Raw genomic sequence first — 11665 nt, 5'->3', positions numbered from 1 at the left:
CGACTCAATCCTCGCCGATCCTCACCACCAGCTTGCCGAAGTTCTTGCCTTCCAGAAGCCCAATGAAGGCGTCCGGGGCATTTTCGAGCCCGTCGACGACGTCCTCGATGATCTTCACCTCGCCTGCCTTCACCCAGCCGGCCATGTCGCGCTCGAAATCGGCGAACTCGCCGGCATAGTGGTCGGAAATGATGAAGCCCTGCATGCGGATGCGCTGGCGCAAAAGGATGCCGGCGAGCAGCGGCAGCCGGTCCGGGCCGTCCGGCAGGCCGGTGGCGTTGTAGCTGGCGATGAGGCCGCAGACCGGCACCCTTGCATGGACGTTGAGCAGCGGCAGCACCGCGTCGAACACCTTGCCGCCGACATTTTCGTAATACACGTCGATGCCGTCCGGCACCGCCTGCTTCAGCTTTTCGGCAAAGCCAGGATCCTTGTGGTCGAGGCAGGCGTCGAAGCCGAAGGTCTCGACGACGGTCCGGCACTTCTTCGGCCCGCCGGCGATGCCGATCACCTTCGCGCCCTTCAGCCTGGCGATCTGTCCGACGATCGAGCCGACCGGGCCGCTTGCCGCCGCGACGACGACTGTCTCGCCCGCCTTCGGCTCGCCGATCTTCAGGAGCCCGTGCCAGGCGGTGAAGCCCGGCATGCCGAGGATCGAGAGGGCGTAGGAGGGATGGTCCAGTTCAGGCGGCAGCTTCCTCAGGTCGCGCCCGTTGGACAGCGAGAAATCCTGCCAGCCGCCCTGGGCGAGGACGAGGTCGCCCTCAGAGAATCTCGGGTTGTTCGAGGCTTTGACGACGCCGACCGTGCCGCCGCCCATGACGGCGTCGATCTCCACCGGCGTCGCATAGGATTTGGCGTCGCTCATCCGTCCGCGCATATAGGGATCGAGGGAGAGGAAGCGGTTGCGGATCAGCACCTCGCCGTCGCCGGGCACCGGCGTCTCCACCGTCTCGAAGCGGAAATTCTCCGGCGTCGGCGCACCTTTCGGGCGGGAGGCGAGGACGAAGCGGCGATTCTTGGCCATTGACGGGATTCCTTCGTATCGGGTCGGGCATGATGCGGGCAGAGCGACCGCCGGCCGGTTTCGTTCGCGGGTCGGCTCGGATCTGCGGCCATGTTGCATGGCCCACCTGCCGTGGCTAAAGATGTGTCGAAGGCCTTGCCCGGGCCACCCCCCTCCAGTCGGGAAAGCACCAGTCGTGCGGGGCCATTTCATCGTCGAGACGTCTTTCGTTCGAGCACGCATGAGGAGGGATTGCGCAATCGGCTCGGGCGAGGAGGCTGCCGATGAAACTCTCTCTGCCGATCTACCGCCTGAAACGTCAGGCCCGGCTTCTGTCCCGTGAAGCGAAAATTCCGCTTGCCGAAGCGCTCGACCGGATCGCCCGGCGCGAGGGCCAGCCAAGCTGGAGCATGCTCGCCCATTTGTCCGCGCGCCAGAATGTCGGGGCGCGGCTTTTGTCCGAGTTCGCCCCGGGCGATTTCCTGCTTCTTGCCGCCCGCCCTGGCCATGGCAAGACGCTTCTGGGTCTCGAACTCGCCGCCGCTGCGGCGCGGGCAGGGCGCGACGCCGTCTTCTTTTCGCTGGAGGAGACCCAAGCGGGGCTCTTGAAAAGGCTCGCCGATCTGCGCGTCGATCCGCCCGCCCAGCGTTTCGCCATCGACACGTCGGACGAGATCTCCGCCGGCCACGTCATCTCCCGGCTCGAGACGTCCCGCCGCGGCGCCCTTGCGGTCATCGACTATCTGCAACTCCTCGACCAGCGCCGCAGCAATCCCGACCTTTGTGTTCAGGTTCGCGATCTCGGCGAATTCGCGCGGGCGGCCGGGGTGACGATCGTCGCCATCTCGCAGGTCGACCGGGCGTTCGAGGCGCATGGCGGCTCGCTTCCGGGTCTTGCGGATATCCGCCTGCCCAATCCGGTGGATCTCGGGCTGTTCTCCCACGCCTGCTTCCTCCATGACGGGCAGATGCGGCTGCAGGCGATCGGCGCAGTGTCTTAGCGCGCCTTGCGTCAGATCGGACGCCCCGCGCACTATCTCTTTGATTCGACACATCGTGCTTCCCGAAAATCGATTCCGGTTTTCGGGCCGATGCTGTAGCCGCGCGCGATCGGCGAATATCGCCTATTGCGTTCATCCGCCGGAGCCGATAGAGGCATCGGCCGTAACGTACGGTACGGTACTGATGGATCTGGCGGTCGGCAACATTCAGGCGGGCGATAACGCGGCAGAGGGTGCCGGGGAGAAAACCCCGACGCCGCGCCAGCAGGCCGTGCTCGACGCCGCTCTGGGGCTGATCGTCGATCCGAAGGCGGCGCTAACCATGTCGAGCCTTGCCCGCGCCGCGTCCTGTTCGAAGGAATCGCTATACAAATGGTTCGGCGACCGCGACGGGCTCCTCACCGCCACGGTGCGCTGGCAGGCGGCCAAGGTGCGCGGCCGGCCGGTGCGGCGCGGCGAACTCGACGGCGAGCTCCTCAAGGAGAGCCTCGAGCGCTTTGCCGCCGACTGGCTGACGGTGATCTCCGGCGAGACCTCGGTGGCGCTCAACCGCCTCGCCATCGGCGAAGCGGCAGGCGGCGGCACCGGCCGCAATCTCGGCAGGATCGTCGCCGACAACGGCCCGCTCGCCATGGGCCGGCGGCTGACGCCGCTGCTTGAAATGGGCCGCGAGGCCGGCCTGCTCGCCTTCGACGAGGTGACGGAGGCGTTTCGCGACTTCTTCGGCCTCGTCGTGCGCGACGTGCAGATCCGGCTGCTTCTCGGCGACAGGCTCGATCTGTCGCCGGCTTCGATCCGTGCCGACGCCGCGCGCGCGACACGGCAGTTCATGGCCCTTTACGGGGCTCACCAGGGGCCCGACGGGCCGGCATTGAAAATGAAAGGGAAGGAATGACCATGCGCGTTTATTACGATCGCGACGCCGATCTCGGGCTCATCAAGGGCAAGAAGGTGGCCGTCATCGGCTACGGCTCCCAGGGCCGCGCCCATGCGCTGAACCTCAAGGACTCCGGCGTGCCGGATATCGCCGTCGCGCTGCGCGAGGGTTCGGCGACGGCCAAGAAGGCCGAGGCCGACGGCTTCAAGGTGCTCTCGGTCGCGGAAGCTGCCGGCTGGGCCGACCTGATGATGATGGCGACGCCCGACGAGCTGCAGGCCGATATCTACAGGAACGACATCGCGCCGAATATCAAGGACGGCGCGGCGATCGCCTTTGCCCACGGCCTCAACGTCCATTTCGGCCTGATCGAGCCGAAGTCGACGGTCGACGTCCTGATGGTCGCGCCGAAGGGTCCCGGCCACACGGTGCGCTCGGAATATCAGCGCGGCGGCGGCGTGCCCTGCCTCGTCGCCGTCCACCAGGACGCCTCCGGCAACGCCCTCGACCTTGGCCTCTCCTACGCCTCGGGCGTCGGCGGCGGCCGCTCGGGCATCATCGAGACGACCTTCCAGGAAGAGTGCGAGACCGATCTCTTCGGCGAGCAGGTGGTTCTCTGCGGCGGCCTCGTCGAGCTCATCCGCGCCGGCTTCGAGACGCTGGTGGAAGCCGGCTATGCCCCTGAGATGGCCTATTTCGAGTGCCTCCATGAGGTGAAGCTGATCGTCGACCTCATCTATGAGGGCGGCATCGCCAACATGAACTACTCGATCTCCAACACCGCCGAATGGGGCGAATATGTCTCGGGCCCGCGGATCATCACCGCCGAGACCAAGGCCGAGATGAAGCGCGTCCTCGATGACATCCAGTCGGGCCGCTTCACCTCCGAATGGATGCAGGAGTACCGCTCCGGCGCCGCCCGCTTCAAGGGCATCCGCCGGCGCAACGACAGGCATCAGATCGAGGAAGTCGGCGAGAAGCTGCGCGGCATGATGCCGTGGATCAAGGCCAACGCCCTCGTCGACAAGGCGCGCAACTGATCGCAGAGGCAGCGACCTCGCTCTGATCCACGGCATCTTTCCTTTGCCCGTCCTCGCGGCCCCACGAGTGGGTCGCCGCTGCGGTCGGGCGGGGGATCAAGGCGGGCGCCCTCGTCGACAAGGCGCGCAACTAAGCTTGACGCCGCGCCTGCGGCGAATCCACGGCATCTTTCCTTTGCCCGTCCTCGCGGCCCCACGAGTGGGGCGCCGCTGCGGTCGGGCGGGGGATCAAGGCGGGCGCCCTCGTTGACAAGGCGCGCAACTAAGCTCGACGCCGCGCCTGCGGCGAATCCACGGCCTCTTTCCTCTGCCCGTCCTCGCGGCCCCACGAGTGGGGCGCCGCTGCGGTCGGGCGGGGGATCAAGGCGGGCGCCCTGGTGGATCAGGCTCGCAGCCAGGCTAGACGCCGCGCCTGCCGCAAGGCCGGCCGGGGCTGTGGCGCGGATCGATTCGCCGATCGATCACGCTCTGCTTTGCCGATGCTTCCGTCCGAGCTGAAGATCTGCCGGAACGGCGCCGCGAGAGCCGTCGCAAAGACCATGAGGAGGCGCCGGATCAGTTCGGCGCCTCTTCTCCATTGTAGAGACGATGACGATTTTCCTGGCGGGCTTCATGGTTTCGAAACTGTGGAGATGCGACAATCAGTCCTGCATGTTTGATTCTGGAGGCTTGGAGATGACTGCGACAGCGCCGGAATTTGAAGGGGCGGAGCGCCGCGGCGCCCCTCGCATGCGCGTGTTGAAGCGGGCCAAGCTCGTCTTCAACAACGGCTTTTCCACCTTCGACTGCATTGTCCGCAACATTTCGGCGACGGGCGCGCTGCTCACCATCGACGACAGCGTCCATCTGCCGAAGGAATTCCGCATGCGGATCGGCGACGAGCAGACGATGCGCCCGGCCGAGCTGATCTATCGCCGCTCGATGTTCGCGGGGATCCGCTTTCTCGACGTCGGCGAACGCGAGCCGCACCTCAGCGCCCCCGCGCCAGCCCGCCCGGCCGCGCCGCAGGAGCCTGTCGCCGAGCCCGGCCGCGGCACCATCCGTCGCATCGTTCCGGAGGTGCTACCCGAGGCGGTCACCCGCCGCTTTGCCTGGCACCGCCGCGAAGAGGCCTGAAGCCAATCGGCAAGCCTTGGTGGGCGGCGACGCTGGGGCGTAGGGCATGGAGCCGTCAGAAAAGTCCGCTGCTTCCGCCAAGCGCCCAAGCGCTCTGAGGCGTCCGATTTGCGCTTTGAGGCACCCGGCGCGCGGCCAAAGGTCTGTGACGATCAAGACGGTCAACCTCTCCGGCGAGGCGCCACGCGCAGGCCGTCCGGCCTTCATAAAAAGCCTTTGCGGCTTGCATCGAAACGGAAGTTTCACCGCTTTGCCGAGAAAGGCGAAAACGAGGGTGGACAGCCCCGGCATCGCTCTTTATACAGCCGCAATCCGCGAAGGCGGCCGGCGGGTGATTAGCTCAGTTGGTAGAGCAGCTGACTCTTAATCAGCGGGTCGTAGGTTCGATCCCTACATCACCCACCATTCAACCTCTTTGTAGTCTTGGCCTTCCAGCGTCGTTCTTCGGCGCGGCATGACAGACTCAATTTCCCGGTTCGTGGGTTTGGTTTGTGCAAGTCGGCGCTCGGCCTGACGCTTTGCCGCGGCGTTGGTCTAGATGCGATCCGTTCGGCCGAGGTCGTTCCGGTCGAGCGTGTCGCTGTCTGGAGCGAACGCCCGGCGATCGAGGCAGTCGACTGATTCCCGAACCCGGGAGCCGCGTCACGGCGTTTCCCCGGATGTCGCCGAACGTCAGTCCGTCCAGCTTCAAGCTGCTCACCGCGCGTCCCCAAGACGCTCGAAAGCCGTTGCTCGTCCACATTTGGCCGCGGGTGTTCATTGGAGCGGCGTGCGTCCGAATGGACGCACGAAGGGCGCTCTAAGTTATTGAATCACCGCATCGCGCTTTCCGAAAATCGATTCCGATTTTCGGGCCGGCGCGGTCGGATGATCGGCGCGCGTTCGTCGACGCGTCGGTTCAAGGAGCCGCGTCAGGGCGTCCCTGGCCCGTCCCGCCGGACCCGACGCTCTGGCGGCGCGTCCCTCTCAGCCGAACATCGAATTGGGGATCAGCAGCGCGATCTGCGGGAAGGCGATGATCAGGATCAGGCAGAGGATCATCGCCGCCAGGAACGGCATCACGCCCTTGAAGATCGTCGCCATCGGCACGTCGCCGGCGACCGCCCGGATGACGAAGACGTTGAGGCCGACCGGCGGCGTGATCATCCCCATCTCGATGACGATCACCGCGACAACGCCGAACCAGATCGGGTTGAAGCCGAAGCCGGTGATCACCGGAAAGAAGATCGGCAAGGTGATCACCAACATCGCCAGGCCGTCGAGGAACATCCCGAGCAGCACATAGGCGAAGATGATCATCGCCAGCGAGCCGTAGGCGCCGAGGCCGAGCGAGGTCATCAGCTCGCCGAAGGCGTCCGGAATGTGGGTCACCGCCAGGAACGGGTTGAGCACGTTGGCGCCGATGACGATGGCGTAGAGCATCGCCGTCGTCTGCACGGTCTCCAGAATGGCGTTCCTGAAGCCGGCAAGCCCCATGCCACGCCTGAAGGCGGCAAAGAGGATCGTCAGCCCGGCGCCGACGGCGGAGGATTCGACCGGGGTGAAGGCGCCGACATAGATGCCGCCGATCGAGATCACCATGACGGCGATCAGCGGCGCGGCGCCGGCGAGAAACCGCAGGCGCTCGCCGAAGCCGAGCTTCGGGCCGCGGCGCCCCGCTTCGGGCCTGCGCAGCACCGTCAGCCACACGGCGACGATGAAGAAGCTGCACATCAGGACGCCCGGCAGGATGCCCGCCATGAACAGCCGGCCGATCGATTGCTCGGTCAGGATGGCGTAGATGACGAAGCCGGTGGAGGGCGGGATCAGGAAGCCGAGGGTGCCGCCGGCGGCGACCGAGCCGGTCGACAGGCCGTCGGCATAGCCGAGCCGGCGCATCTCCGGGAGCGCCACCTTGCCGATGGTCACGGCGGTCGCCACCGACGATCCGCTGACCGCCGAAAAGGCCGCGCAGCCGAGCACCGAGGCCGAGGCGAGGCCGCCGCGAAACCGCCCGACCCAGGCATTCGCCGCATCGTAGAGGCCGCGGCTGAAGCCCGCCTCCGAGGCGACATTGCCGAGAAGCACGAACATCGGCACGACGAGCAGCGAGTAGTTGGTCACCGCCGAATAGGATTCGGTCACCAGCGTCGCGCTCGCAAAGCGCATGCCGCCCGTCGCCAGCATGCCGAAGAAGCCGACGATCAGCATCGAAAAGGCGACCGGCGTCCTCAGCACCATCAGCACGAACAGGCAGGCGAATCCGACGGCGCCGATGGCGACATCGCTCATGGGTATTCCTCACCGCTGACGAGGAGCAGGACGATCTGGATGAGAAGCACCACGACGGTCAGCGCGAGGCCGAGGGCCATCAGTCCGTAGAACGGCCAGATCGGCAGAGCGAGCATGTTGGTCGCATCGCCGAACTCGCGGGCGTCGAGCATCTTGCCCCAGGACCGGTAGACGAGAACCGAGAGCACGAAGCCGGATACGGCGCGCGAGAGGATGTCGCCGCCGAGCCGGCCCCAATGGCCGATGAAGGGATCGAAGACGTCGGCCCTGACATGGGCGTTGCGCTCGGTGCACCAGGGCAGCGCCAGCATCACCATGGCGACCCCGCCGAGCTGGACGATCTCGTTGACGCCGAGGATCGGGGCATTGGCGAAGTAGCGAAGCAGCACCGCCGCGCAGACGAGGATGACGGTGCCGATCAGGCAGACCCCCGCCATCGCGGCGAGTATGAGCGTCGCCCGGTCGAGGATCAGCGACCGGGCTTTGGCCGTGACGAGGCTCATCGGTCAGTCGGAGGACAGCGCGCCGACCACCTTCTTGGCGGGAAGCCCGTTCGCTTCGGCGTCGGCGACGACCTTGTCGGTGACGTTCTTCGACAAGTCGTCGAAGGCCTTCTTCTCCTCGTCGGTGAGATGGATCACCTCGTGGCCGGACATCTCGCCGAAGGCGTCGATCCCTTTGTGGGCGGCCTTCAGCTGGGTGTCGTTGGCCATGATGGAGATCTCCTTGCCGACCTTGTCCACCGCCTGTTGCGCCTCGTCGCCGAGCGACTGGTAGCTGTCGCGGTTCATCAGGATGAAGAAGGGCGAGATCGTCGTGTTCATGCCGACGGTGACGTATTTCGACACCTCGCCGAGCTTGAAGGCCTTGGTGCCGGTGCCGTCGATCATCGCCGCGTCGATGACGCCCGTCTGCAGGGCGTTGTAGATCTCCGAAACCGGCATCGACACCGGCGTCGCGCCCCAGCTCTCGACGACGAGGCCGGTGTTGCGGGAGGGGACGCGGATCTTCAGGCCCTTGACGTCGTCGGGCGTGTGGATCGGCTTTTCGCGGCTGTAAAGGACGTTCTCGGCGTTCGACCAGAGGCTGACGAGATGCACCCGGCGATATTCCGGCTGGAACAGCTCGATATTGTCCCAGATCGCCTTGGTGCCGGTGTCCTCGCCGATGACGCCCGGCAGCTCGCTGAGGAGGGTGATCGGAAAGGTCGAGGCGGTGTAGCCGGGCAGGCTGACGACTAAGTCGGCAACGCCGTCGACGGCGCGGGAATACTGCTCCACCGGCCCGGCGCCGAGCTCGCCGCCGGAGAAGACTTCGACGCTCACTTCGCCGTTGGTCGCCTCTTTCAGCTTCTCGGCGAATGGCTGGAACGCGCCCTTCTCGTAGGGGTTCGTCGGCGGCATGAAATTGGCGAATTTCAGCTCCGCCGCATTGGCGGTGCCGATCGCCAGGCCCATTGCGAGGGCCGCGCCGGTCAGTCGTGTCACGAGGGTCATCGATTCCTCCCTGGCCATGGGCAGACCTCCCGCCTGTCCCTTTTCATCGATCCCCGGACGATGCCCGCCGGGCCTCAAAGGAGCCATTCAATAATGCGTCCCTTCGGATAAGATTTGGCTATATCGCCGCGATTTCGCGGACGAGGTCGAGAAGCTCGGCCTGGCTCCTGGTTGGGCGCCAGCCGCGCCGCGTCGTCAGGCCGATGACCCGTTCCGTCCCGGGCAGAGCCATCGGCAGGACATGCATCGCCCCGTGCTTCGCCTCGGCCTCGGCCTGGCGCCGCGAGACGCAGCCGAGATGCTCGGAATGCAGCAGCATCTCCCGCATGAAGATCATCGAGCCGCTTTCGATCAGCCCCGGCCCGCCGGCCGGCGCGCCGGCGACGAGCCGGTCGAAATGCTGGCGGGTCGGCGTGCCGGCGGTGGCGACGACGAAGGGGTAGGGGAGGATGTTTTCGCGGGTCACGGTGACCGAACCGGCGAGCGGATGGGCGGGGCCGCAGACGATCACCAGGTCGTCGCTGAACAGCGCTTCCTGTTCGATGTCGGGGCTCGGCGGCGGATTGCGCAGCGCGCCGACCAGAAAGTCCAGAGTGCCGGATTCCAGCCCGTCCAGAAGCTCGACATAGGGGCCGTCGACGATCCGCACGGTGATCGCCGGGCGGCTCCGGCGAAACCGCGCCACCGCCAGCGGCAGCGCCACGGCGCGCGAGAGCGGCATCGCGCCGATGGCGATGCGCCCGACGTCGCGGGCGCCGAGTTCCGCGACCTCCATGCTGGCCTGGTCCATCTCGGCGAAGGCAAGCTGCACCGCGCGGGCGAGTGCGCTGCCGAGGCGGGTCGGGACGAAGCCGCGCGAGGTCCGCTCCATCAAGGGGCGCGTCGCCTCCTTCTGGATCGCGGCCGCGGCGCGGTGGAGGGTCGGCTGGGCGATGTGCAGGGCGCGGGCGGCGTCGGTCGACCTGCCGGTGCTGGCGAGCGCCACGAAGGCGGCAAGTTGGGCGCTGGTCGCCGTCCAGGCAAGCCGCGGGCCTGCCGCCGAGGCGGCCTCCGTCAGACGAGCAAGGGCGCGTTCGGCCCGGGCGGCGAAGAGCGCCCCCGCCGGTGTCGGCTCGACACGGCGGTGGCCGCGGTCGAGGAGCGTCGCCCCGAGCTGCTTCTCCAGCCGAACGACCGCCTGGGTGACGGCCGGCTGCGACAGCCCGATCCGCGCCGCCGCCTCGGTGACCGAGCCGGTGGCGACGACATCGGCGAAGATCCTCAGATGCCGGAGGTTGAACTCCATCAGGCCTCGTCGGACTGAAGGGCCGCGTTCAGCCGGTCGGCGCGCTCGGCAAAATCGTTCGCGCCGCCGGCAAGGCCGAGCCCGCCGATCGCCCGCTGCCATTCGGCGATCGCGGCGCTCATGCGCGGCGGCAGGCCGAGATCCTCCACCGTCCGGCGCACCTCGTCCATTTCGGCGGCGCGGCGTGTCCCGTGCACCATCATGCGTTCGAGATTATAGGCCGAGCGGGCGGTCCAGTCCTGGCCCGGATCGGAAGCCTGCAGCGAGGCGAGCACCGCCTCTTCGACGCCGGCCCGGCGGGCGGCGAGCAGGCACTCTGCGGTCAGCGCCTCGAAACCCTTGACCATCACCGAGCGAAGCATCTTGATCGCCGACGCCTGGCCGACCTCGGCCCCGGCGGGGGCGGCGTTCATGCCGAGTTCCTGCAGGGTCAAGCGCGCCGCATCGGCATGCGGGCCGGAAACGAGCAGCGGCACCCGGTGGCCCTTCGGATGCACCGGCGCCATGATCGCCATGTCGACATAGCGCCCGCCGGCGGCCTCGATTCTTTCGCCCGCCTGCCGCTTGCTCTGCGGGCTGGCACTGTTGCCGTCGAGCCAGAGCGCGCCCGGCTCGAGCGCTCCCGCGGCCTGCCCGGCGGCCTCGACGGCGCGGTCGGCGGTAACGAGGCAGAAGACGATCACTGCCCCCGCCAGCGCCTCGCTCGCCGTTCCGCAGCCTTCGACCCCGGCCCCGGCGTAGCGCGACCGCATCGTCGCAGCCGTCTCGGGCTCGTCGGTCTTCACGTCGAAGGCCCGGATCGGCCGCTCGCCGGCCGGCCAGCCACGGCTGATCGTCATGGCGGCCTCGCCGAAGCCGATCAGCGCGATGCTCCGGCTGGTGGCATGTCCCGGCGCTGCGTCCATCCTCGTTCCTCTCTTTGCGGCTCAGCCCGAAGACGCCTGCAACAGCCGCAGCAGGTCGGCGGATGATTTGTTCGACGCTTCGGCGATGGCGCTGAGCGTCGCGTCCGGTGCGGGAATCTCGAAGCCGGCCGCGGCAAGTCGAGCCTTCGCCTCGTCTGCCGTCAGGCCGACCAGCGGTGCCACATCTTCCACGGTGCCATTGTCGAGAACGCGCTCGGCAAAGGCAAATTGCGGCGGCCCGCCCCGCGCCGCCTGCCGGCCGGTCGGCACGAAGAAGGCCAGGGATGCGGCGATCGAGACGCCAAGGGCGAGCGCCATCGGGACGTGTCGGAAATAATTCGCAAAGCCACGCCAGTTTCGCCACAGATGCATAAGGAAGGGCAGGATCAGCACCATGCTCAGCCATTCGTGGATGCCGTGAAAGGCACCGGGCCCGACATGGAAGAACAGGGCGATGCCGGAGATCAGCGACACCAGGAAAAGGCCGGTGACGAAAGGCGTGGCATAGCGCCTGAAAAGTGCAGTCATGGATGCGGCATCCTCATTGGCGGAGAAATTCCCTTGCGTTCGCCGATCATGACATGGCGGCTCCTGCCCTTGTGCAACGAAGCGCGACAAAAGCTTGCCGAACGCGCTCGTGCCCTCTCACCGACCGCTTCCCGCTGCGG

The 11665-nt window shown here is 67.1% G+C and carries 11 protein-coding genes and 1 tRNA gene; 5 read left to right on the top strand and 7 right to left on the bottom strand.

What is annotated here, in order from left to right; all coding sequences use genetic code 11:
- Positions 1–4 precede the first annotated feature (4 nt).
- On the bottom strand, positions 5–1027 hold the full coding sequence (locus tag E3C22_RS14280) for an NADP-dependent oxidoreductase (protein WP_134762720.1): 1023 nt from the start codon (positions 1025–1027) through the stop codon (positions 5–7).
- A 263-nt stretch (positions 1028–1290) separates the two neighbouring features.
- Here E3C22_RS14280 and E3C22_RS14275 point away from each other — a divergent pair, with 263 nt between their 5' ends.
- The 5 genes from E3C22_RS14275 to E3C22_RS14255 all read left to right on the top strand — a co-directional run bounded on the left by E3C22_RS14275 (position 1291) and on the right by E3C22_RS14255 (position 5445).
- Positions 1291–2007 carry a DNA helicase gene (locus tag E3C22_RS14275; RefSeq protein WP_134762719.1) on the top strand — a complete coding sequence of 239 codons (717 nt, stop codon included), beginning with the start codon at positions 1291–1293 and terminating at the stop codon, positions 2005–2007.
- A gap of 184 nt (positions 2008–2191) precedes the next feature.
- Positions 2192–2902, top strand: a complete 711-nt coding sequence (locus E3C22_RS14270) for a TetR/AcrR family transcriptional regulator (protein ID WP_134762718.1) — start codon at positions 2192–2194, stop codon at positions 2900–2902.
- Positions 2903–2904: 2 nt separating this feature from the next.
- Positions 2905–3924 (top strand): ketol-acid reductoisomerase, encoded by a 1020-nt coding sequence (gene ilvC, locus E3C22_RS14265; protein WP_134763016.1) that lies wholly within the window; start codon positions 2905–2907, stop codon positions 3922–3924.
- Positions 3925–4599: 675 nt separating this feature from the next.
- On the top strand, positions 4600–5040 hold the full coding sequence (locus E3C22_RS14260; RefSeq protein WP_167591777.1) for a PilZ domain-containing protein: 441 nt from the start codon (positions 4600–4602) through the stop codon (positions 5038–5040).
- A 329-nt stretch (positions 5041–5369) separates the two neighbouring features.
- Positions 5370–5445 (top strand) — tRNA-Lys (locus E3C22_RS14255).
- A gap of 561 nt (positions 5446–6006) precedes the next feature.
- Here the strand turns inward: E3C22_RS14255 and E3C22_RS14250 are convergent.
- The 6 genes from E3C22_RS14250 to E3C22_RS14225 all read right to left on the bottom strand — a co-directional run bounded on the left by E3C22_RS14250 (position 6007) and on the right by E3C22_RS14225 (position 11525).
- Entirely contained in the window at positions 6007–7311 is a 1305-nt protein-coding gene (locus E3C22_RS14250) for a TRAP transporter large permease (protein WP_134762716.1), read from the bottom strand.
- Positions 7308–7814 carry a TRAP transporter small permease gene (locus tag E3C22_RS14245; protein WP_134762715.1) on the bottom strand — a complete coding sequence of 169 codons (507 nt, stop codon included), beginning with the start codon at positions 7812–7814 and terminating at the stop codon, positions 7308–7310. The genes E3C22_RS14250 and E3C22_RS14245 overlap by 4 nt, the downstream gene beginning before the upstream one ends.
- A gap of 3 nt (positions 7815–7817) precedes the next feature.
- A complete protein-coding gene (locus E3C22_RS14240) occupies positions 7818–8825 on the bottom strand; it encodes a TRAP transporter substrate-binding protein (RefSeq protein ID WP_245514997.1) in 1008 nt (335 codons plus the stop codon).
- Between the two features lie 100 nt (positions 8826–8925).
- Positions 8926–10092: a LysR substrate-binding domain-containing protein gene (locus tag E3C22_RS14235; protein ID WP_167591776.1), complete on the bottom strand. Its 1167-nt coding sequence runs from the start codon at positions 10090–10092 to the stop codon at positions 8926–8928.
- Positions 10092–10997, bottom strand: a complete 906-nt coding sequence (locus E3C22_RS14230) for an NAD(P)-dependent oxidoreductase (protein ID WP_134762712.1) — start codon at positions 10995–10997, stop codon at positions 10092–10094. Before E3C22_RS14230 ends, E3C22_RS14235 begins: the two co-directional genes overlap by 1 nt.
- A gap of 21 nt (positions 10998–11018) precedes the next feature.
- Positions 11019–11525: a DUF4405 domain-containing protein gene (locus E3C22_RS14225; protein WP_134762711.1), complete on the bottom strand. Its 507-nt coding sequence runs from the start codon at positions 11523–11525 to the stop codon at positions 11019–11021.
- Between the last annotated feature and the right edge of the window lie 140 nt (positions 11526–11665).

Source organism: Jiella endophytica (assembly GCF_004519335.1).
GTDB classification, from domain to species: domain Bacteria; phylum Pseudomonadota; class Alphaproteobacteria; order Rhizobiales; family Rhizobiaceae; genus Jiella; species Jiella endophytica.
Note: the sequence above shows the minus strand (reverse complement) of the source record. Positions and strands in the feature narration are given on the sequence as shown.

Excerpts from the sequence above, each read along its gene's own strand:
- E3C22_RS14260 (WP_167591777.1), top strand. The coding sequence starts at position 4,600 with ATGACTGCGACAGCGCCGGAATTTGAAGGGGCGGAGCGCCGCGGCGCC.
- E3C22_RS14230 (WP_134762712.1), bottom strand. The coding sequence starts at position 10,997 with ATGGACGCAGCGCCGGGACATGCCACCAGCCGGAGCATCGCGCTGATC.
- E3C22_RS14275 (WP_134762719.1), top strand. The coding sequence starts at position 1,291 with ATGAAACTCTCTCTGCCGATCTACCGCCTGAAACGTCAGGCCCGGCTT.
- E3C22_RS14245 (WP_134762715.1), bottom strand. The coding sequence starts at position 7,814 with ATGAGCCTCGTCACGGCCAAAGCCCGGTCGCTGATCCTCGACCGGGCG.
- E3C22_RS14225 (WP_134762711.1), bottom strand. The coding sequence starts at position 11,525 with ATGACTGCACTTTTCAGGCGCTATGCCACGCCTTTCGTCACCGGCCTT.
- E3C22_RS14235 (WP_167591776.1), bottom strand. The coding sequence starts at position 10,092 with ATGGAGTTCAACCTCCGGCATCTGAGGATCTTCGCCGATGTCGTCGCC.
- ilvC (WP_134763016.1), top strand. The coding sequence starts at position 2,905 with ATGCGCGTTTATTACGATCGCGACGCCGATCTCGGGCTCATCAAGGGC.
- E3C22_RS14280 (WP_134762720.1), bottom strand. The coding sequence starts at position 1,027 with ATGGCCAAGAATCGCCGCTTCGTCCTCGCCTCCCGCCCGAAAGGTGCG.
- E3C22_RS14240 (WP_245514997.1), bottom strand. The coding sequence starts at position 8,825 with ATGGCCAGGGAGGAATCGATGACCCTCGTGACACGACTGACCGGCGCG.
- E3C22_RS14250 (WP_134762716.1), bottom strand. The coding sequence starts at position 7,311 with ATGAGCGATGTCGCCATCGGCGCCGTCGGATTCGCCTGCCTGTTCGTG.
- E3C22_RS14270 (WP_134762718.1), top strand. The coding sequence starts at position 2,192 with ATGGATCTGGCGGTCGGCAACATTCAGGCGGGCGATAACGCGGCAGAG.